This window comes from Methylosinus sp. KRF6, from assembly GCF_018887255.1.
Taxonomy (GTDB): Bacteria; Pseudomonadota; Alphaproteobacteria; order Rhizobiales; family Beijerinckiaceae; genus Methylosinus; species Methylosinus sporium.
This window is the reverse complement of record NZ_JAHLJF010000001.1, coordinates 3,915,165-3,937,369: the sequence shown is the minus strand read 5'-3', so window position 1 is coordinate 3,937,369 and position 22,205 is coordinate 3,915,165. Positions and strand designations below refer to the sequence as shown.

Here is a 22,205-nt window from a genome sequence, read left to right as displayed (position 1 = left end):
GAAGTCGTTACGGCGCCTGGAATTCAACTTTATTTGCAAGACGCTTGCGAATGAGGCCAATCGGAATGCCTTGATTGTATTTCGGCTCTCCCCAAGCCGGATCGCCCACGTGATGCAGAGCAACCAACACCCAATCCATATTGAAGCAAGGGGATCCAGAAGAGCCATGATCGGTGTTCGTTGCATAGCGAACCCGGGTACCGTTCTCGTTAACCCCGATAATACCTCGAGTGTCGAGCGCTAGTTTCAGCGGAGTGCCTTCCGGATGCTGGGCAATCAGCAGCGGCATGTCCTTCTCGAGCGGCGGCTGGGTTTCTGGAAGTTCAATCCAGCCCCGCCGCGGCGCTCCTGAGCCGGCACTTTTATCGATTGGCTCGCTGCCAACCGGCCGAGCGAGGCGCGCAAGCGCGTAATCGAGTTCGTCAGCCGAGGGCGGTTTCAAATCTGGCTGGTCGCGGCCGTCGGCTTGGCTGTACCGGCTCGAGTCGACACACCAATCGGAGTCGAGCAAATGCGCCTCCACGCCTTTTGACTGGGTACCGTCGGCGAGGATCTTGTAGTCGAAGCGGCAGACGATTTGCGTTGCGGATCGTTTTCCCTCGATTGTCTCCTCCAACACATGATAGTTCGTCAAAATGAGATCCGGCCCGACAAGGAAGCCGGTCCCCCTCGCATTTCCGTCGAATTCGATGCGGCACACTTGCCCTTCGACCCGGGCCAGTCTGTCCCGCCACACGCCCATGTCCACAGCCCTCAGACGGGGAGACACGATCGCTTCGAGCCCGCTTGCGGTTGCGTGCCTGGGAGCCCCCGCGACGGACGCGCCAGCTTCCTGAACCAAAACCGCCGGCGCCATCCCGAATTTCTCGTAGATGCGCTGGATATCGGGACTCCGCGGCCGTTCGAGATACGCAGCCCGGGCGAGGTCAACCACGACGGGCGCGCCTCTTTCGTCGGCCCATTGGAGAAGCTGAAATATGACCCAGTTAGTCGGCCCAGGGCCAACGATCGCGTGCAAATTTTCATTCAAACGAACCTTGACCATCATTTCCAGTTCATATTCTTTAAATGCACCGGCAAGGGCCTGCTGAAACTCGCCAAAATCTATGCCCGGCATCATCACACCAACTCCTCCACCGTTGCGTAGGCACGGCCGAAACCTAGCCTCTCGTTGATCCAACGATCGTCCCTCTGGCGACGTCAAGGACCTCGTGCGTCTCGAGAACACGGCGATGCGTTCGCTTGTTCGTTCCGTGTGTGGCGTCGGCTGTCGCCGACGCCCCTCGCCAACTGATGGCCGGGTCGCCCATATGATGGAGCGCGACCAAGGTCCAATCCATGTCGAAGCAGGGAGACCCCGACGAACCGTGTTCCGTATTGGTGGCGTATCGGACACGCGTTCCATTCGCATTCACGCCGATGATCGCGCGCGTGTCGAGGGCGAGCTTCAGCGGGCCGCCGTCGGGATGCTGGACGATCATCAACGGCATGTCCTTTTCGAGTGGAGACGGCGTCTCCGACACTGTGATCCACCCGCGCTGCGGAGCTCCTGAGCCTGCGCTTCGATCGACGGGTTCGTCGCCGATAGGTCGAGAAAGCCGCGCCAGAGCGAAATCGAGCTCGTCCGCAGTCGGTAACCGAATATCTGGTCGGTCGTCGGCTTCGGCCTGGCTGTAGCGGCTCGCATCCACGCACCAGGCGTCGTCGTGCAAGCGAACGACAACGCCCTCGGATCTGGAGCCGTCGGCGAGCGTCTTGTAATCGAAGCGGTAAGCGAATCGCGCCGCTGGCGAATGTCCCGTGATCGCGGCCTCCAATACGTGATAATTCGTCAATACGAGAGCCGGTCCGACCAGGAAGCCGGTGTCGACCGGATTGCCGTCGAGCTCGACACGGCACACCTGGGCCTCGATCTTCGCGATTTTCTCCCGCCATATGTCGATGTCGACGGAGCGCAGACGCGGGGACATGATTGCCTCTAGCCCGTTCGCGGTGACATGCCGCGGTCCGTCCGGAATTGCGATGCCCGATTCCTGCAGCGTCATCGGCGGCGCCATTCCGAACTTTTCGTAGATGCGGCGGATTTTTTCGTTGAGCGGGCGTTCGAGATAGGCGGCGCGCGCGAGATCGGCGGCGATGATCTCGCCTCTGCAGTCGGCCCATTCCAACAATTGGAAGACGATGTATCGGAGCGGACCGGGCTTGACGATCGCGTCCAAGCGCTGGTTCAGGCGGACTCTCAGCATCATCGCCAGATCGGCCTCGTCGAAGGCATCGACGAGCGCGTTCTGAAATTCGCCGAATTGAACGCCGGGCATCATGCGGTGAACTCCCGAATGCTTTGAGCGCAGCGGTCAAGACCACGGCTCGATCGTCCTTGGCGCCCGGCCGGGCCCATTCGTTCCAGCGTCGGTTTCGTTGCCCACTCGGAAGCGGAACGAAGCGAGCTCATTGCAAAATGCCAGCGCCTATAATCGTCGTCACCGCGGGATGCGTGAACGCGTCGCCGTCCTATCTGTGTCGTGAAATTCGAAACGCCAGCCTTTGGAGCGTCTGCCAGGGGCGGCCGAGGCGATCGGGTGATTATAGCAGTGCCGCCGCAACGCTTGGCGCGCCGAACGGCGCCGGTCTCGGGAGAATGGTCGCATGAGCGCTTACGTTCGCGCCGCGAGGCGAAGCGAGGCGTCGCGGGTCACGAAGCGACGGGAGAATCGGACGGCAGGCGCCGCTGTGCTGAAGCGATCTGGCTTCGATCTCGATACGGCTGTGTTTCTCGCCGAGGCGTCGGCCGCGGCCTATTCGGAGGCGGGGGCGCGAGCTTTTGCGAAAGAAAATGGTTTTTCGCAAATCGAGCTGTTCGATCGCGGGAATGTGCAAGGCTATTGGTGTGGCGCGAACGACTCCGCGCTGCTGGTTTTTCGTGGAACCAACAACATCGGTCAATGGTTGCGTGATTTTCAGGCCTTGCCGGCGCCGCATGAATGGGGATGGGTTCATCTCGGCTTTTCCAGGGGCGTGGACGCCGTGGCGCGCGACCTGCGCCCCTTTGACGAGAGCGCCGGGAAAGCCGGAAGACATATATGGATAGCCGGCCACAGTCTCGGTGGAGCTCTCGCTGTTCTCGCCGCGGCTCGTCTGCGAGTGAAGAATATTTGCGCGCCGTTGGTTCTTACTTATGGTCAGCCCGCCGTCGGCCTCGCCGATTTCGCCTCCCGGTTTGACGCTGAATTGTCGAGAAGTTTATGGCATGTCGTCAATCAGAACGACGTCGTTCCGCGCGTTCCGCCGCTCTACAGCCACTGCGGCGTCGTCAAGCGCATAATCCGTCCGGGAGCGTTGGAGGCTGTGGCGGAAGACGATGGAGCGGCGCAACTCGAACGACCTGTGGTCCCTCCGAGTACATTCGGCAGGAGCGAGACGTTGCAGGAAATCATCGGCGTGACCATGCCGGCGACGCTCGAAACCGCGACTCCCGAGCGCGTCGAAATTTCGGACGTCGGACCTTCGTCGCTGAGCAATTTCGAATTTGCGCGGCTTCAAGTCGCCCTCGGCGCCGGCGAGTCGGCGGGAATGGAAGGGGTCTTCCTTGAAGGCGCGATGCCTTTCTTCAAAGATCACCACATCGGCGCGTACATTCAGCTGCTGAAGGATATTCGGGACTCTCGAGCATGAGGCCGCAGCTTCAGTCATGAACCGGCGACGGGAGGAAAGATTATGAGCTATGAGCAAAGCGCGGCTCGTCTCGAGGCGATTCGGTCGCGTTCCCCCAAAATGGTCGAAGCGGCGATCGAGGCGATTTCGCGAGGGCGCGTGGATGTCGCAAAGTTCGGGATAAACCGCGAGGGGGCGGTCGAGCGTCTTTCCGGCAGGCGAAAGGGGCTCGAAAGCGCCAGTGCGACGCTCGGTTCGATGATGGGGCTGGAAGCGATCGTGCGGCGCGTCGGGCGTCCTCCATTGCTCGTCCTGCACAATGAGGTGAGACAGGAGCCGCTCGACGACTTTCCGCCGGATATCGGCGAGAAAATCGCTGCCACGCAAGTATTTACAGCAGCGGTGGGGCGCGTCGAATTCGTCAATGCGACGCAAGCCTGGGGCGGCACGGGCTGGGTAGTGGACGAAAGGCCGGACGGCCATCTCGTCCTCACCAATCGTCATGTGGCGCAGATCGTCGCGCGCCGGCTCGCGGACGGCCGGTCGGTGTTTATGCGTTCGCCCATCACCGGGGTGCGCTATGGCGTGCGTGTCGACTTCAATCGCGAGAGCGGAGCGTCGCCACAGGAGGCGCGGCCGGCCCTGGCGACGGACATCGCATATCTCGCCGAGGACGCCGCCGCGGATATGGCGCTGCTGAAAGTCAAAAAAGCAGGAGCGGGGGAGTGGTCGATGCCGGAGCCAGTGCCGCTCGCCGGCCGCGAAGCGAGCGGCGGGGAGATTGTGGCGCTGATCGGCTTCCCGGCCTTTGATTCGCGCAACGATCGCACAGCCATGGACGAATATTTCCATGATCTCTACGAAGTGAAGCGCTTTGCGCCCGGAAAGGTCGAGGAGCGGGTGGAGGGAGCGATTCTTTCGCACGATTGCACATCGCTCGGCGGCAATTCCGGTTCGCCGTTGATCAGCCTCGATCAGAATGCCGCTGTCGGCTTGCATTTTGCCGGCGTCTACGGGATCGAAAACAGCGCGGTGAGCGTGGCCACCATCAAGGCTCTGTTGAAGGGAACATTGATGTGCGTCTCGTCCGGTCTGCGCGAAGCGAAGTTGGAAGCGCCGGACGGGCGCCATCGGCCGGAGGATTTACAGAGCCGGCCTGGATTCGATCCCAACTTCCTCGGCTCCGGCTTCGAAACGCCGTGGCCGAAATTGCCGCAGGAGCTGGCGGCGGGGCTCGCGAGCCCCTCGGACGCGACGCAGGAGCGTCCACACGAATTGCGCTACATGCATTTCGGCGTGTTATTCTCGAAAAAGCTGCGACTCCCGGTGATGACTGCCACGAATATAGATGGCGAGCGCGCCGTTCGCATCAAGTGCGGCGGCAATCGATGGTTTTTCGACGGACGCATCGATATCGACGCGCAGTACGGCCAAAGCGCTTATCAGGACGACAGTATCGATCGCGGGCATATGGTGCGGCGCGAAGATCCGAATTGGGGGGATCTGGCGCGCGTCGCCGATGGCGACACTTTCCATTATACGAATGCGGCGCCGCAACACTCGGCTCTCAATCAGGGAAAAGCGCTCTGGCAGGGGCTCGAAAACTATATTCTCGACAATGCCCGCACGCACGGCTTCAAGGCGAATGTGTTCACCGCGCCGGTCCATCGTGATGACGACCCTCTTCTCGAAAAAGAGAACGCCCGCATTCCAATGGAGTTCTTCAAGGTCGTCGTCATGGTCGACGCCGATCGGGACGAACTGCACGCTACGGCCTATCTATTGAGCCAGGGCCAGCTCATCGGCGATCTTCTGGTGAAGCGCAATCGTTCGGAATCGCTCGAGGGCTTTACTCTCGGCGCTTATCGCACGTTCCAGATTGCCATCAGGGATCTCGAGGCCGCGACGGGGTTCGATTTCGGCAGTCTGCGCAACTACGACCCGCTTCGCAAACATATGTCCAGCCGGGAGGCTGTCGGCAACGACCTTCCTGTGGCGCTGCCGCTCGATAGCCTCGCCGACATCGTGGTCGGATGATCGCAGGCGGCGAGTGCGGTTCCGTTGACGGTATTCTGTTCGATTTTGGACATCGCTGTTTTCTTGGGTCACGCATGAAGTTCGAGGCCCGCCGAGGGCGCGGAGCTATCACTCCGGCCTTGTATATATTACGCTGCAAGTTTGGGGATCGCGCCTTCAACTAATCGCAAGAATCGGGTGTTGCGGGTCCCCGCAACCACTTCATTCATAAATCAATCACCGCCCCGATCTGATCCTCGGGGCGGTGATTGCGTTGTAGCGGAGCACGCTTCACAGTTGAGCAGCGCATTTCAGTATCCCTACGCCGTGGGCCGCCTTTTCAAAATCGATGGAATAGAGCGAAGCTGCGCAGCTAAGTCGGCTTTATGAGCGAGGCAAGCTGCACAGCGTGGGTCGGATGACATTGATCACGGGCGGCGAACGGCGGCGCCGATGGAGAAACGAAGACCGGACGCGGATATTGGCGGCGATCGCCGAGCCGGGCGCGGTGGTCGCCGATGTGGCGCGGCGCGAGGATGTTTGCACGAGCCTCGTCTACAAATGGCGGCGCGCGGCGCAGCGGGAGGCGAGCGCCGCTGTGTGCGGATTTTCGCCGGTGATCATCGAGCCCGCTCCGCGAGTGGCGACGTCACAGGAACAGCCGCTGCAAGAATCCGCGGCCGGCGTCGTCGAAGTCGAGCTGAACGACGTGCGTGTGAAGATCAGCGCCACGGCGCCGTCTTCCGTGATCGCTGCGACCTTGAAGGCGCTGCGCTCATGATTCCCTTGCCTGCGGGTTGCCGGGTCTGGATCGCCACCGGCCATACGGATATGCGACGCGGCATGCAGGGCCTGGCGCTTCAGGTTCAAGAGCAGTTGCAACGCGATCCTCACGCCGGTGACCTCTACATTTTCCGCGGGCGCCGCGGCGATCTCGCAAAAATCCTCTGGCACGACGGGCTCGGCCTGTCGCTATACGCCAAGCGGCTCGACCGTGGAAAGTTCATCTGGCCCTCGGCGAGCGCGGGCGCGGTGTCGATTTCGGCCGCCCAGATGGCCTATATGCTCGAGGGAATTGATTGGCGAAATCCGCAATCGACATGGCGTCCAGCAAGCGCGGGATGAGCGAAAAAGCTGGGGTCGGACGCATTTTGGGGCGCCACAAATCGAAAGATTTGTGATTCACTCGCTATATGGACGCCGTCGGCAAAGCCCTGTTGGACGAAAACGCCGCGCTGAGAGCCGAGCTCGCCGTCGCGCGCGCGAAGGCGTCGGAAGACATGGCGCTGATCGCCGCGCAAAAGCTTCAGATCGCCAAGCTGGAGCGCCAGATATACGGGCAGAAATCGGAGCGGTCGGCGCGTCTTCTCGAGCAATTGGCGCTCATGTTCGAAGAGCTGGAAGCGAGCGCGACGGAAGACGAGATCGCCGCGGAACAGGCAGTCGCGAAGACGACGGCGGTCGCCGGCTTCGCGCGCAAACGGCCGGAGCGCAATACATTCCCGGAACATCTGCCGCGCGAGCGCGTCGTGATCAAGGCGCCGACGAGCTGCGCCTGCTGTGGCGGCCAGCGCCTGCGCAAGCTCGGCGAGGATGTGACGCAGACATTGGAAACGACGCCGCGTCAGTGGAAAGTAATCGAGACCGCCGGACGCTTCAGAAGATCGAACAGGGGATAGCCGGCATCATGACGGCGATCGAGGACGGCTTGTACCAGCCATTCATGAAGGCGCGGATGGAAGACCTCGAACGGCAGAAGGCGGACATCGTCGCGCGCTTGTCGCAGGCTCCGACCGATATTCCAGACGTGCATCCCAACATCGCCAACGTCTATCGGCTTCGCATCGACCGCTTCACGGAAGCGCTCGACGATACGGACGACGGCAGGCAAGCGGCGGAAGCGTTACGCTCGCTCATCGGCGAAATCGTGCTGACGCCCGGAAAGAAGCGCGGCGAGGTTCACGCCGAGCTACGCGGCGAAGGCCATGCGCTTGAATAGTCCAGCGATATCTTCCTGGTCGCGGCTCAGGCGATCCATCGCCTCTGCCAGCACGACGACGAATTTTCCGCGCAGAGCGTCGTGGATCAGTTCCTGGATGCCGGGGCGCAACAAGGAGGCGCCGGAGATGGCGCGATCGGTGTAGCTGTCGACGATCATCCAGCCTTGCTTGTCTGCGTAATGACGGCAAAGCCGCAACTGGTCCTCGATCGAGGCTTCGCGCTGATTGTCGGAGGAGTAGCGGGCGTAGAGCGCGGCTTTCATTCGGCGGCCTCCTTATTCGGGAAGACGGCCTCGTTTTCGATTGTCCTGTTCGGATCGAACGAAATCCCGCGCGGCCGCGCGTGCGAGCAGACGAACCAAATCGACGAGCCGTGGATCGAGTTTCGATTGTGCTTCGATCGGGCGATTGCCATTCGTCGCGACGATGCGAAGCTTTTCGACGGTTGTTCTTCTCGATCGCGGCATGACGGCGTCCACGTTTGTTCGAATGAGGACGATGATGTCAGGCGCGCGCGCAATGACAAGCCGAAACAGCTTTCTGGAACAGCGTCTTTCGTCGATTTGGAGAGCGCCTCGGCGCGCGCCGGCGTAGTCGCATGGTCGAAACCCGCGCCTGTCGCAGGAAGAGCTCGGCCATCGAGCGGAGCTGGACCGCACCTATATCAGCTCGATCGAACGCAGCGTCTATTCGGCGACGGTCGATGTCGTCGGTCGCCTCGCCGACGCTCTCGGAAGTCCGGCGCTCGAGCTTCTGAGGCCTGCGAGCGAAACTGCGGAGGCGAAGTTGTCGTCTACGGCATCGACTGAAGGCGCTCGCTCGAAGGCGCAGGCCGAGAAATGCGCCCCTGCTTGTCGCGCCCATCCACCGAAGCCTGGATGAGAATGTTCCGTTGATGAAAGGGGTCGAGAACGCAGGCCTCGCAGATGGCGATGATGGGCTCAAGCGCCATAGCGAACGCGCAAGTCCTCCCCATCATCGGCAAGCGCTTGCATCGCGCTACCTTGGACGTCGAGCTTCGTCTTCAGCGCCAGCACGTCTTTGAGCGCGGCACGGCGATGTTTGCCGACATAGCGGAAGGGGAGATCGCCGCGATCCATCCGCAGCACGACGAGCGGCCGCGAGATGCCGAGAATGGCCGAAGCCTCGGTGGGGCTGACTTCTTGCTGCTCCGCAATTACCGCCACGCGCTCGCCACTGAGCAGGCGGGTCTACCGCCATCTGCACGACAATTTGGAAGCCCTCGCGGAAAAAACTATCGGCCTTCAAAGCTATCTTTGGTTAGGACTCTCCACAAAGGTCACGACATGCGCGCTCCGTCGCGAAACCCGATACGATATTTCTCATGAGTTGGCGATCTCTCGCCGACGCAAAAAGTAAGCGAGCGCCGCGCCGGGCGTCATCGGCTTCCCCGAAGACGGATTCGATTTTCGGGGCGGCGCGAATTTTTTGGCATGTTTCGCCGATCCCATACGTCTAAGGGTAAGAACGGATTTGAACGCGATTGCGTCGGACGAAGTGAGGTCGCCATCGACTTCACCGTGAGAGGACTTTGCCTGATGTCGCAAGAATCGCTGCATTCCGAGAGAAATTTCATAGACGCGGGCGCGATCGCGGCGCAGAGCAAGATCAATGTCGTGCAGTCGTCGGAGCCGTTGAACGCGAGTGACGTCGGTTCTGGCCCCGAACCGGCGTGGCGTCCATTCTATCCGACTTTCGGGAACGCCTATCTCGATCGTCAGGAGGCGATCGAATCGAATGCGCGGACCTATCCGCGCCGGCTTCCCTTGGCGCTCAAATCTGGTCGCGGCGTGAGGGTTCGAGACGTCGAGGGAAGGGAGTATATCGACTGTCTGGCGGGAGCCGGCGCTCTCGCGCTCGGTCATAATCACGCGGTCGTCGTCGACGCGATTCAGAGCGCATTGAGCGAAGAGATCCCGTTTCAGACGCTCGATCTGCCGACGCCTCTCAAGGATCGCTTCATCGGCGACCTCTTCGAAAGTCTGCCGCCGGAGTTCGCGAAGAACTTCAAGATACAATTTTGCGGACCGTCGGGGGCCGACGCCATCGAGGCGGCGTTGAAGCTCGTCAAGACGGCGACGGGCCGCAGAGGCATCGTCGCGTTCCATGGCGCCTATCATGGCATGACCCATGGCGCTTTGAGCGTCAGCGGCGAAAGCGTTCCAAAGATCGCGCTCAGTGGACTGTCGGCGGAGGTTCAGTTTCTTCCATATCCTTTGGACTACCGCTGCCCTTTTGGTTTGGGCGGGGACGCCGGCGCGGATATGGGAGCGCGATATATCGAGACGATGCTCGACGATCCCAACAGCGGCGTCTTGCTTCCGGCCGGGATGATCGTCGAGGCGGTGCAGGGCGAGGGCGGCGTCAATCCGGCTCCGGACGAGTGGCTGCGTAAAATACGCAGCATGACCAAGCGTCGCGGCATTCCGCTCATCATGGATGAGGTGCAGACGGGTCTCGGACGCACAGGGCGCCTCTATGCATTCGAACATGCGGCCATAACGCCCGACGTGCTGGTATTGTCCAAGGCTATCGGCGGCGGACTTCCCTTGTCCGCCATCGTGTATCATCGCGATCTCGACGATTGGAAGCCCGGCGCGCACGCCGGGACGTTTCGCGGCAACCAGCTCGCCTTTGCCGCCGGCGCGGCGACGATCCGCCATATTCGCGATCGCGCCTTGGATCGCCATGCCGCGGAAATGGGTCGAAATATGCTGGCGGCGCTCCGCTCCGTCGCGACGCAGGCGCGCTGCGTCGGAGACGTCCGCGGGCGTGGCCTCATGATCGGCGTGGAAATCGTCGACAGGGATGCGGTCGGCTCTCTCGGCCACGCGCCGCCGCCGTTTCCGAACCTCGCGCGTCAAATTCAGCATGAATGTCTGCGCCGCGGATTGATCGTGGAATTGGGCGGAAGGCAGGGCGCGGTCGTGCGGTTTCTGCCGCCTCTGATCGCGTCCGAGGCGGACGTCGACGCGATCGTCGATCGCTTTCAGGAAGCCGTCCGAGCCGCGGAGACGGTATGCTAGGGAGGCCTTTCATCATGGCTTGGGAAGAAGACGAAAACGCCATCTACACGGTCGTCGTGAATCACGAAGAACAATATTCGATCTGGCCGGACTACAAGGACATTCCAAAAGGCTGGCGCGCCGTCGGCAAGACGGGACGCAAAGCCGAATGTCTCGCTTACATCAAGGAGGTCTGGACCGACATGCGTCCTCTCAGCCTGCGTAAGCAGATGGCGGAGGCCGAAACCGAAAGAGCCTGAGCGGGGTGCGGACGTGCCGCGGGCTTTGACAGGGTTACTCGCCGCCCGCCTGCGAATGCGACTTCGCCGCAAGCAGAATTCTTTGTCCTCGAACGGCTCATGATCTGGCCGATCGCATAATCGTACCTCGATTACGGGTTGGAAAGATGTCGATCGCATTTTGCGTTGATCGTGTGGACCAGTTGTTTCCCGACGAGTTCGTCGAAAACTACGTTCGTTTGCGACGGCCGGTGGTCGTCTCGGGCGGACTGAAAAACTGCGCCGCGTTCTCGTTCTGGAATCTGGAGTATCTTCGACGACGCGCCGGTGAGCGGAACGTCGTCCTCAAGGAGTGGGGGGCTTCGGGCATCCGGCTCAACCATGCGCTGCTGCGCGATTATGTCGACGCTCTGGAGGCCCACGAGTCGCGAGGGGACACGGCGACGGCACAAAAACCCGCCTATCTGCACGACGTGCCGCTGACGAGCATATTGCCGGACGCGGGCGCTGACCTCGAAGGGTTTCCCGCAAATTTCTTTCCGTCATGGTACGGCGAGGAGTGGCCGACATTCGCCCAGCTCTTTCTCGGACCCTCGGGAAGCGTGACGCCGCTGCATTTCGACTGCCTGCTGACGCATAATCTGTTCTTCCAAGTGATGGGCAGAAAGAAGTTCACGCTGCTTCCTCACGAGCAGATCGAATATTGCTATCCCTATAATTGGCGATGGTGCGAGGTCGACGTCGAAAAGCCAGATTATGATCGGCATCCGTTCTATCGACGGGCGAATCCGACGGAAGTCGTCGTCGAACCCGGCGACGTCCTATACATGCCGCCGGGCGCGCTCCATCACGTGCGCAGCCTCGATTGCGCTCTCTCGTTCAATGTGGACTGGCATACGAAAGACAGCGCTCTGCACGGGGCGCTGTCTTTCCTGCGCGGCATGCCGGCAAAGAACATCTACTACAACATGATCGTCGCATTCGGATTGTGGAGCGGCGTCTCCACGAAGCGACTGCTCCCGTATTATCGATCCTATCTGAATTACGTCTCTTGAACAAAGCTGTTCATAAGCGCTTTGGCGAAAAGGGCATGGAGATGCGAAGATCATGACCTCGATATTCGAGCACGTTCATGCGGACGAGTGGTCGCTGGAAAACGTAACCAATCTGGTTGCGCTGCTGCGTATGCGCGCGGGCTTGCAGCCCGACGACACGGCTTATATTTTTCTCGGCGACGGAGAGAAAGAAAGCGCTCGCCTGAGCTTCTCCGAACTCGATCGCCGCGCGAGGTCCATCGCGGAAAATCTTCAGGACATCGGCGCGCAAGGTCAGCGGGCGCTGCTCCTGTACCCGCCGGGACTGGACTATATCGAGGCGTTCTTCGGATGTCTCTATGCCGGCGTCGCCGCCGTTCCCGCCTATCCGCCGTCGGGACGCCATCTCCAGCGGCTGCAAGCGATATTTGCCGATGCGGCGCCGGCGGCGATCATGACGACCTTAGCGCTACACGAGCGGTTCGGCGCCGAAGCCGAAGAAAAATTGGGAGCCGGCAAATATCGCTGGAGCGTGACCGATCGCATCGAATCGGACGGGGCGGACTGGCGCCCGATCGCGATCGATCCTGATCGTCTCGCATTTCTGCAATATACCTCCGGTTCGACGGGCGATCCGCGCGGCGTGATGGTCAGTCACGGCAATCTGCTCGCCAATCAAGCACTGATCAAGGAGAGCTTTCGGCACAGCGAGCGCTCGACGCTCGTCGGATGGTTGCCGCTCTATCACGATATGGGCTTGATCGGAAACATCCTGCAGCCGCTCTATGTCGGCGCGACGGCGGTCTTGATGTCGCCGATGGCGTTTCTCGAAAAGCCGATACGATGGCTGCGGGCGATTTCCGCCTATCGCGCTCGGACGAGCGGGGGGCCGAATTTCGCTTACGATCTCTGCGCCCGCAAGATCACGGCGGAAGAGAAGCGCGATCTCGATCTGAGCTGCTGGACGATCGCCTTCAGCGGCGCCGAGCCGGTCCGGGCCGCGACGCTCGATCGCTTCGCCTCCGCCTTCGCCGAATGCGGCTTCCAACGCGACAGCTTTTTTCCTTGTTACGGCCTGGCGGAAGCGACGTTGGTGGTGACGGCGCCGACGCGCCGAACGGCCGCTGCTCTACGCCGCGTGGATCGGACAGAGCTCGAGGCGAACCGGATAAAGGACGCGACCGCCGAGAATGCCGTCTCCGTGGTCGGCTGCGGGCGTGTTTGGCCGGGACACGAGGTCATGATCGTCGATCCGCATACGACTAGTCCTTGCGATGATGGGACGGTCGGCGAGATCTGGGTGGCGGGGCCGAGCGTGGCGCAAGGCTATTGGAATCGTCCCTCGGCGACCGAAAGCACATTTCGCGCCCAACTCTCGGGCGAGCAGACGCGACGCTTCATGCGCACCGGCGATCTCGGCTTCCTGGATAAGGGCGAGCTGTTCATCACGGGGCGGCTGAAGGATCTCATCATCGTCGGCGGACGAAACTATTATCCGCAAGATTTCGAGAATGTGATCGACGACGAAGTGGAGGAGGCGCGCCCCGGGTGCAGCGCCGCCTTCTCCGTGACGATGGAGGAGCAAGAAGCGCTCGTCGTCGTCGTCGAGCCGCAGCGCTCGCAATTGCCGGCGCTGCGCGAAAACGGAGCGCAGCCGCTGTTCCGGAAAATTCGCGAATGTCTGGCGATCGGATGCGATATCGCGGCCGCGGAGATCGTTCTGGTTCAGCCGGGTTCGGTCCCGAAGACGTCGAGCGGCAAGATCCGCCGCGCCGAATGCCGGCGCAATTATCTCGATGGCGAGCTGCAGATTTTGGCGCGGACGCGCGAGGGGCAAGCGGTCCAAGGCGCGCGGCGTGAGAATGCCGCCGCGCCTGTCGCGCCAGGAAGCGACGCGTTGTTGCGCGACGCCTTGTCTCTGCTCGCGCCTGCGCAGAGAGTCGCGTTGGTCGCGCGCTTTCTGATCTCCACCGCAGCGAGGCTCTTGCGCGTTCCAGAAAGCGATTTGAGCGCGGATGCGCAGATCATGCGCAGCGGTCTCGACTCCTTGCGAGCCGTCGAGCTCAAACATGCGCTCGACGCTCTGCTAGGCATGGACGCTCCGCTGTCGCTCTTATTGTCGGACATGACCTTCGGGCAGGCGGCCGAAGCGCTCTGCGACTTGCAGTCTCGAAAGGGGGCAGAGTCGCCTCAGACCGGCGACTCCGTCGGCGACGATGGTCTGTCTCATACGCAACGGGCGATGTGGGCGGTCCATCAATTGGAGCCATCCAGCGTCGCCTATAATTTGCACCTCGCTCTACGGATCGAGGGGGCGGTGGATAGCGAGGCGCTGGAAGCGTCCCTTACCGATCTGCTCGAACGGCATCCGGTTCTGCGGAGCGTCTATGCGCTGGAAGGCGATGACGTCGTCCAGTCGACGCTGCCGGTCGAAGCGACCCGAGGCTATTTTTCGGTTGTCGACGCGGCGCGCTGGACGAGCGACGAATTGCAGCAGGACATGGGCCTGCAGGCCGTAAAGCCTTTCGATCTCGGATCGGGTCCGGTTCTGAGGTCGACTTTATATCGCCACGGCGACGATGGCGCGACATTGCTGCTTTGCGCACATCACATCGCGTTGGACCTATGGTCGCTGCTGATCGTTTTGAACGAACTGCAGATCATCTATGCGTCCCGCCGCGCGGGACGACGGCCAGATCTGCCGGCTCTCGCTGCCGGCTACGGGGATTTCGCGTCTTGGCAGCGGCGATATATGCGGAGCGAGGCGAGTGAGTGCGCCTGGGCCTATTGGCGCGATCGGCTGAGAGGTGAGCTTCCCGTATTGGCGTTTCCCGTCGACCATCCCCGATCCTCCGAGCCTCGTCACCTCGGATCGAGTTTCAACATGCGGCTCGACGCGAGATTGGCGTTGGCTCTCGAGGGGCTGGCGCAGGCGAACGGCGTCACATTATTTTCCCTATTGCTCGCGGCCTATAAGGTTCTTCTCTATCGCCATACTCACCAGCCAGACATCATCGTCGGCACGGCAAGCAGCGGACGCAGCCAGGGGCGCTTCAAGGGTGTCGTCGGCAATTTCGTCAATCCGCTCGCCTTGCGAACCCGGCTCGCGCCGCAAAAGCCGTTTTCGGACTATCTGCGCGACGTTCACGCAAATGTGGTCGAAGCCCTGGCGCATCAGGACTTTCCATTCTCGGAGCTGGTCGAGCGCCTGCAGCCCGAGCGTGTCGCTGGGCAGTGGCCGGTCTTTCAGACTTGGTTCGCGTTGCAACAGGCGCAGTCGGATGTCGAGAGCGGCTATGCGCAACTGGCGCTCGGCGAAGAGAGCGATCCGTTGCCGTGGGGCGAACTGACGATCGCGGGCTTGGCGCTCGAGGCGCGCATCGAGCGCTTCGATCTCAAACTGATGGCGGCGAAGACTCGCGACGGCCTAGCCTTGTCATTTCAATATCGGCGCGACCTGTTCGAAGACGCGACGATCGCCAATCTCTCCGGACGCTTCCGGGCGTTGCTCGATGCGATCGTGGCGGCTCCGCGTACGAGAATCGCGGCGCTGCCCTTGCTCACGCCGAGGGACATACGGCGAGAGGGCGAGCAATCTCCCGCGGCCGAACCGGCTGTGTGGCCGGAGGCTTCGTTCCTACATCGGCTCGTCTCGTCATGGGCGGAGAAGACGCCCGACGCCGTCGCGGTCGCCGGTGCGGACACGCGCCTCACCTATGCGGAGTTGGACGCAAGGGCCAATCGACTGGCGCATTTTCTGCGCGGCAAAGGCGTGGATCGCAATGTCGCGGTCGGCCTCTGCGTCACCCGTTCGGCGGAGACGATCGTCGCGCTCCTCGGAATTTTAAAGGCTGGCGGCGCATATATACCGATCGATCCGGATTTGCCGCCGACGCGGATCGCCGCCATGCTCAAGGATGCGGGCGCGGGAGCGCTGCTGTGCCGGCAGGAATGGTTCGAGCGATCGAACATCGATTTCAACGCGCCGGTCTTTCTCGACGGGGCCGAAGCGGAGCTCGCGGCGCAGCCGAGCGTCGCCCCGGCCGTCGTCAGCGATCCGCTGGACCTCGCTTATGTCATCTTCACCTCGGGGTCATCCGGCCTGCCCAAGGGCGTGGCGGTCGCTCATGGGAGCCTGGTCAATTACACACGGGCCATTCTCGAGCGGCTCGGAAACGAGAACGGCCTGCATTTCGCGCTCGTTTCGACGCTCGCGGCCGATCTCGGCCATACGGTCGTCTTTCCGGCTCTCGCGAGCGGCGGCTGTCTGCACGTCCTGAGCTATGACGAGGCGACCGACCCGCGTTCCTTCGCGACCTATCTGGCGAATAACCCGATCGACGTGCTCAAGATCGTGCCGTCGCATTACAGCGCCCTGCTGCCGCCGGTCGGCGGCAAGAGCCCGTTGCCTCGCAAGGCGTTGATCTTCGGCGGCGAGGCGCTGCCGACGCGATTGGCGAAACAGCTCGCCGCCGCCGGGCCGGCCTGCCGTCTGTTCAACCATTATGGACCGACCGAAACGACGGTCGGCGCGCTCATGCTTCCCTTGAGCGAAGAGGAGCATCGTGTCGATCGTGGCGCGATCGTGCCGATCGGCCGGCCGATCGAAAATATGCGGGCCTATATTCTGGGTCCGGATTTGGCGCCGGCTCCGCAAGGAGCGAGTGGCGAGATTTGTCTGAGCGGGGCAGGGCTGGCGCGCGGCTATATCGGACGGCCGGATTTGACGGCGGAGCGCTTCGTCCCCGATCCGTTCGGGGCGAGCGGCGAGCGCCTGTATCGAACCGGCGATCTCGGCCGGCTCGACGACGACGGCGTCGTGACCTTCCTCGGCCGCATCGACCAGCAGATCAAAATCCGCGGTTACCGCGTCGAGCTCGGCGAAATCGAAGCGCGGCTGCGCGAGCACACGGACGTGGAACAAGCCGTCGTCGCGACCCTCGAGGAGGTGCAGGGCTCGGTCCGGCTCGTCGCCTATGTGGTCGGCCGGACAGGCGCCGAACCCTCGGGCGAGGCGATGCGCGCCCATCTCGATCGGTCTTTGCCGGCCTATATGATCCCTGCCGCCTTCGTGTCGCTCGATGCGCTTCCCGTGACCTCGAACGGCAAAGTGGATCGCAAGCGTCTCCCCGCGCCCATGGAGGGGCCGGCATCCGAGCGCGCCTATCGGGCGCCGCGCGGCGACATCGAAGAGCGTCTCGCCGGCATCTATGCCGATCTCCTCGGAGTAGATCGAGTCGGGATCGATGATAATTTCTTCTCGCTGGGCGGCGACTCGATTTTGAGCATTCAGGCCGCGAGCCGCGCCTATGCCGCGGGTCTCGCCGTCAGCCCCAGTCAAATCTTCCGCCATCAGAGCATCGCGGAGCTGGCGCGGGCGATCACCCCGCATGACGGCCGTTCCGACGGCGAGAGGCCTTCCGATTTCGGCGTCGCTGGCAAGCGCTTTCCGCTGTCGACCCTCGGCCGGCGCGAGCTCGACGGACTGGGCGCCGCCCTGTCCGAGATCGAAGACGTCTATCCGCTGACGCCGCTGCAGGAAGGCTTGCTGTTTCATACGCTGTCGCAACCCAATTCTGGCGTCTATGTGATGCAGCACCGGTATTGGATCGAGGGAGACATCGATGTCGATGTCTTTCGGCGCGCATGGCAGGCCGTCGCCGACGTCCATCCGATCTTCCGAACGTCGTTCGTCTGGGAGGATTTGTCGAGCTCCCAACAGATCGTCCATCGGCGGGTCGAACTGCCCTTCGACTATTCGGACTGGCGGGAGCTGAACGACGCCGAGCGGGAAAGCCGCTTGGATGTCCTGTTGGCGGAGGAGAGGTCGACGGGGTTCGATCTCGGCCGCGCTCCGCTCGCACGAATTCGGCTGTTCCGTTTGGAGGATCGTCGCTATCTGCTGATCCGCAGCCACCACCACATCCTCTTCGACGCCTGGTGCACGTCGCTGATCCTCCGGGAGCTTCAATCCAACTATGAGTCGTTGCTGAGGCGGCGCGCGGCGCCGGCGAGCGCCGGTCCCGGATTTCGCGATTATATCGCTTGGCTGCAACGCCAGGACGCCGGCGCCGCGGAGCCGTTCTGGCGCGATTATCTGCGAGGCTTCGACGAACCGACGCCATTTTTCGCGAGTCGCGCCAACAGCGATGGGGGCTCCGGCGCCGGGGCGATCGAGGACATCGTCCTGCATCTGTCAGAAGATGACACGGCGCGACTGAAACAGCTTTCCCAACGCTTTCGAGTCACGCCCAACACTTTCGCGCAGGCGGCCTTGGCGCTGCTGCTGGCGCATTATACGAGTCGCCGGGAGGTCGTGTTCGGCGTGACGGTTTCGGGACGTCCCGCCGATCTTCCTCAGGTCGAATCCATCCTCGGCCTGTTCATCAACGGTTTGCCGTTGCGCGTCGCCATCGACCCGAGTCGATCCTTGGCCTCGTTCCTCGAAATGGTGCTCGAACATAATTATGCGATCCGCGACTATGAATATGTCTCCCTCACGCAGATCCAGGATTGGAGCGAGATTCCACGCGGCGTCGAGCTGTTCCAATATCTTCTGACATTCGAAAATGCGCCGGTCGACCCCGCCCTGCTGGAATCGCGAGGACAGTGGCGTTTCACGGATTGCTGGCATCGCACGCATACGAATTACCCGATCACCTTCGTGGTCATTCCCGGACAACGCCTTCATTTGCAGCTCACCTACGCTCGCGATCGCGTCGACGCCGCCGCGGCGCAACGGCTTCTCTCCCATTATCGGGGACTCCTCGAGGAAATGGTCCGGCGTCCCGAGGCTCGGCTCGGCGAGCTCGCCGTGCTGAGGGACGAGGAGCGCCGTCTGCTTCTCGAGGGCTGGAACGAGACGGCTCACCACTATGCCGAGCCGCGCGACATTATCGGACGATTCGAGGCGCAGGCGCGGCGAAGGCCCGACGCGGTCGCGGTTCGTTGCGACGGAGCGACGCTGACCTATCGTGAACTCGGCCACCGGGCCGACCGCGTCGCTTCCGCCTTGATCGGCGAAGGGGTGAAGCCGGACGACATCGTCGCTCTGCTGGACGAGCGCGGCCTCGATTTTCTCGTGACGATGCTGGGCGTCTTCAAGGCCGGCGCCGGCTATCTTCCGCTCGATCCGGCCTATCCGGACGGCCGCATCGCTCAGGTCCTCGACGAGGCGAGAGTCGGCTGGCTGCTCGCCGGGCGGGCTCATCATGAGCGCGCCGGCGCCGTGCTCGCCGTTCTCGAAGCGACGAGGCCTCGCCTTCTGAGCCTCGCTGCGTTGGAGGCGCGCGGCGGCGAATGTGTTGGTCCGGCGCGCCGTTATGGTCCGAACAATCTCGCTTTCGTGATCTACACCTCCGGCTCCACCGGCAAGCCGAAAGGCGCCGTGGTGGAGCATCGTGGGATGTTCAACAATCTCATCACTAAGGAGAGAGCCCTCGGACTGACGGTCGATGACGTCATCGCGCAGACGGCGTCGCAATGCTTCGACATTTCCGTATGGCAATTCTTGACGGCGTTGGCGCTCGGAGCGCGCGTGGAAATTTTCCGCGACGATATCTCTCGCGACCCGCAGCGGCTGCTGAAGGAGATCGAAGCGGCAGGCGTCACCATTCTCGAAGCGGTGCCGTCAATGATACGCGCATTGCTCGACGCATCCGAAATGGGACGCGAGCTCGCGACATTACGATGGCTCTTGCCCTGCGGCGAGGCCTTTACGCCGGAGCTTTGCCGACGCTTCATGGAACGCTTTCCGCATGTGCGTCTGCTCAACGCCTATGGCCCGGCCGAATGTTCCGATGATGTTTCCTATTATCCGATCGAGACGCCTCCCGAGGGGAACGATCTGAGCGTCCCGATCGGCCGGCCGGTGGACAACACGCGTCTCTATATCCTCGACCGCTGGCTCGAGCCTGCGCCGATCGGCGCGGCCGGGGAAATATGCGTTGCGGGCATCCAGGTCGGGCGGGGCTATCTGAACCGTCCCGACCTCACCGCCGCGGCGTTCCTGCCCGATCCGTTCGGCCCCGCGGGCGGCCGGCTCTATCGCACTGGCGATCTTGGACGTTATCGCGCTGACGGAGTCATCGAATTTCTCGGGCGGGTCGACCATCAGGTGAAAATAAGGGGCAATCGCATCGAGCCCGGCGAGATCGAGGCCCGCCTCTCGACGCATCCCGAGGTCCAAGCCGTCTGCGTCTTGGCTCGGCAGGTCTCGAAAGGAGTCTATCGGTTGATCGCCTATGTCGTGAGCGCGGTCGAGGCGTTCGCGCCGGACGAATTGCGTCGACATCTGCGCGGAGCGCTTCCCGACTACATGATACCCGAGGCTTTCGTTCGTCTCGACGCGCTGCCGCTCTCCCCCAATGGGAAGATCGATCGCAAGGCGTTGCCGGCGCATGAGCTCGACATCGCCTCGATGCATCGCTATGTCGCCCCGAGAAGCCCGACCGAGGAGACGATCGCGCAAATTTGGATGGATATACTGGATGTTCCGCGGGTCGGCGCAGGCGACAATTTCTTCGAGCTCGGCGGCCATTCATTGGTCGCCGCCCGCATCGTCTCGCGCGTCCGTTCGATATTCGCGATCGAATTGCCGCTCCGTCTCCTGCTCGAAACGGCCGACTTGGCCGAGTTTGCGGCTCGCATCGACGAGGCCCGCGGCCGGCCCGGCAGGCAATCGCTGACGCCGTTGATCCCGGCGGCGCGCGACGAGGCCATAGCTCTCTCCAACGCGCAGAAGAGGCTATGGTTCATGCAGCGGATGGATCATTCCAACACGGCCTATCACTCCGCGGTAGCGGCCCGAGTTTTTGGACCGCTGGACGACGACCTGTTCGAGGCGAGCCTGAATGCGATTATTCGGCGCCATGAATCCCTTCGGACGGTGTTCGCGGAACAGAACGGGTTCGTCCGACAACAAATCTTGACCGAGGCGCCCATAGCGCTGCGCCGCGAGTCGCTGGAGATAGATCAGAACAATTCGGCCACGAGCGATCTCCGTCGCAGGATGAAGGAATTCATCGCGACGCCGTTCGATCTCGCTCACGGCCCGCTCGTCAGAGCCGCTTTGTTCGACTTGCCGGCCGGGGACGGGACGGCGTCCCCGACTCGAGCAATTGTCCTCTGCTTCCACCATATCATCTTCGATGGTTGGTCGTTCGGACTGTTCCTGAAAGAGTTTGCCGCGATCTATTCGGCCATCCGCGACGGTCGAGAATTGTCTTTGCCTCGGCTCCCGATTCAGTATGCGGATTACGCCGTCTGGCATGCGGAGCAGATGCGAGACGAGAGATTTTTAGGTCAGCTCGCTTATTGGGCGGAACATTTGAAAGGGGCGCCCGCGCATTTGGAGCTGCTGGCGGATCGGCCGAGGACTCCTGAGATTGGTGGAGTCGCCGGCTCACACGTAATCGATCTAAGCGAATTACGTCAGTCGTTCGATTCATTCAATCGGCAGCGCGCGGTTACGCCATTCATGACCTTTCTGTCGGCTTTCGCAGTGTTGCTACGCTACCTGAGCGGGTCTTCCGATCTCGTCATCGGGACCGACGTTGCGAACCGACCACGAAGCGAATTCGAAACGGTGATCGGATTTTTCGTCAATCTCGTCGCCCTCAGAATTAGATTGGACGGCGATCCGAGCTTCAGCCAAATTGTCGATCGCATACGCGACGTCACGCTTTCAACCTATGACCATCAGACTTTCCCCTTCGATAAGCTGGTCGAAGCGCTTAGACCCGAACGCAGTCCACTTCATTCTCCGATCTTCCAGGTCAAATTGGCGTTTCATAACTTCCCTCTGACGGAACTCGATATCGCCGATCTGCAATTCGAACAGATCGTTCTCGAGTCACAACACGCCGAGTTGGACCTCGTGCTTCATGTGCATGAATGGCGTCGAGCGATTCGAGTCGTATTCGAATACCGGGCGGGACTGTTCGAGGCCGCCACCATCGGCCGGAACGCCGAACTCTTTCGATCGCTGTTGCGTTGTGCTCTCACGGAGCCGGAGATCGGTCTGGGCGCCATGCTGGCGCTCGTAGCCGAGGAAGATCGAGCGATCCGCGATGCCGTTCGCTCGGAACAACTCACGGCTCGACACGGTCGATTGCGGTCCGTCAAGCGAAGAAGCTTGCCGGGTGCGTGACGGCTCATCGAAGTTTCTCATTTCTCGAAAATACTCTCGAAAGAGGCGAATGATGAACCCGTCCCGAAAATCTTCTCAGCTCGGCTCCA

At 61.9% G+C, this 22,205-nt stretch carries 12 protein-coding genes and 4 pseudogenes; 12 read left to right on the top strand and 4 right to left on the bottom strand.

Annotated features, from left to right (window positions below):
* Positions 1 to 7: 7 nt before the first annotated feature.
* Positions 8 to 1,120 (bottom strand): trypsin-like peptidase domain-containing protein, encoded by a 1,113-nt coding sequence (locus tag KP010_RS18590; protein ID WP_216281299.1) that lies wholly within the window; start codon positions 1,118 to 1,120, stop codon positions 8 to 10.
* Positions 1,121 to 1,160: 40 nt separating this feature from the next.
* The gene (locus tag KP010_RS18585; RefSeq protein WP_216281297.1) at positions 1,161 to 2,321 is read right to left on the bottom strand and encodes a trypsin-like peptidase domain-containing protein; all 1,161 of its coding nucleotides are present in this window, start codon (positions 2,319 to 2,321) and stop codon (positions 1,161 to 1,163) included.
* 325 nt (positions 2,322 to 2,646) lie between these two features.
* Between KP010_RS18585 and KP010_RS23415 the strand changes: the two are divergent.
* From KP010_RS23415 to KP010_RS18555, 7 genes and pseudogenes are all read left to right on the top strand, one after another.
* Positions 2,647 to 3,279 (top strand): annotated as a pseudogene (locus KP010_RS23415) (hypothetical protein); the annotation flags it as partial.
* Positions 3,280 to 3,420: 141 nt separating this feature from the next.
* The gene (locus tag KP010_RS22880; protein WP_253203662.1) at positions 3,421 to 3,672 is read left to right on the top strand and encodes a hypothetical protein; all 252 of its coding nucleotides are present in this window, start codon (positions 3,421 to 3,423) and stop codon (positions 3,670 to 3,672) included.
* 42 nt (positions 3,673 to 3,714) lie between these two features.
* Complete coding sequence (locus KP010_RS18575) at positions 3,715 to 5,688, top strand: DNA/RNA non-specific endonuclease (protein ID WP_216281293.1); 1,974 nt, start codon at positions 3,715 to 3,717, stop codon at positions 5,686 to 5,688.
* A gap of 397 nt (positions 5,689 to 6,085) precedes the next feature.
* Positions 6,086 to 6,448 carry a transposase gene (locus tag KP010_RS18570; RefSeq protein WP_051418692.1) on the top strand — a complete coding sequence of 121 codons (363 nt, stop codon included), beginning with the start codon at positions 6,086 to 6,088 and terminating at the stop codon, positions 6,446 to 6,448.
* Positions 6,445 to 6,792, top strand: coding sequence for an IS66 family insertion sequence element accessory protein TnpB (gene tnpB, locus KP010_RS18565; RefSeq protein ID WP_024749862.1), 348 nt, complete (start codon positions 6,445 to 6,447; stop codon positions 6,790 to 6,792). Before KP010_RS18570 ends, tnpB begins: the two co-directional genes overlap by 4 nt.
* Positions 6,793 to 6,860: 68 nt before the next feature.
* A pseudogene (locus KP010_RS18560) lies at positions 6,861 to 7,313 on the top strand (IS66 family transposase zinc-finger binding domain-containing protein); the annotation flags it as partial.
* A gap of 41 nt (positions 7,314 to 7,354) precedes the next feature.
* Entirely contained in the window at positions 7,355 to 7,666 is a 312-nt protein-coding gene (locus KP010_RS18555; protein ID WP_210244369.1) for a hypothetical protein, read from the top strand.
* On the opposite strand, the pseudogene KP010_RS18550 reads toward KP010_RS18555, so the two are convergent.
* A pseudogene (locus KP010_RS18550) lies at positions 7,643 to 7,930 on the bottom strand (recombinase family protein); the annotation flags it as partial. The gene KP010_RS18555 and the pseudogene KP010_RS18550 sit on opposite strands and share 24 nt — an antisense overlap.
* A gap of 352 nt (positions 7,931 to 8,282) precedes the next feature.
* Between KP010_RS18550 and KP010_RS23410 the strand changes: the two are divergent.
* The gene (locus KP010_RS23410) at positions 8,283 to 8,549 is read left to right on the top strand and encodes a helix-turn-helix domain-containing protein (RefSeq protein ID WP_142864722.1); all 267 of its coding nucleotides are present in this window, start codon (positions 8,283 to 8,285) and stop codon (positions 8,547 to 8,549) included.
* A 59-nt stretch (positions 8,550 to 8,608) separates the two neighbouring features.
* On the opposite strand, the pseudogene KP010_RS18540 reads toward KP010_RS23410, so the two are convergent.
* Positions 8,609 to 8,872: pseudogene (locus KP010_RS18540) on the bottom strand (DNA-binding protein); the annotation flags it as partial.
* A 354-nt stretch (positions 8,873 to 9,226) separates the two neighbouring features.
* Here KP010_RS18540 and KP010_RS18535 point away from each other — a divergent pair.
* The 4 genes from KP010_RS18535 to KP010_RS18520 all read left to right on the top strand — a co-directional run bounded on the left by KP010_RS18535 (position 9,227) and on the right by KP010_RS18520 (position 22,116).
* The gene (locus KP010_RS18535) at positions 9,227 to 10,714 is read left to right on the top strand and encodes a diaminobutyrate--2-oxoglutarate transaminase (RefSeq protein WP_142862351.1); all 1,488 of its coding nucleotides are present in this window, start codon (positions 9,227 to 9,229) and stop codon (positions 10,712 to 10,714) included.
* 14 nt (positions 10,715 to 10,728) lie between these two features.
* Positions 10,729 to 10,953, top strand: a complete 225-nt coding sequence (locus KP010_RS18530) for an MbtH family protein (RefSeq protein WP_185966450.1) — start codon at positions 10,729 to 10,731, stop codon at positions 10,951 to 10,953.
* Positions 10,954 to 11,099: 146 nt separating this feature from the next.
* Entirely contained in the window at positions 11,100 to 11,987 is an 888-nt protein-coding gene (locus KP010_RS18525; RefSeq protein ID WP_142862350.1) for a cupin-like domain-containing protein, read from the top strand.
* 52 nt (positions 11,988 to 12,039) lie between these two features.
* Positions 12,040 to 22,116 carry a non-ribosomal peptide synthetase gene (locus tag KP010_RS18520; RefSeq protein ID WP_216281291.1) on the top strand — a complete coding sequence of 3,359 codons (10,077 nt, stop codon included), beginning with the start codon at positions 12,040 to 12,042 and terminating at the stop codon, positions 22,114 to 22,116.
* Positions 22,117 to 22,205 lie beyond the last annotated feature (89 nt).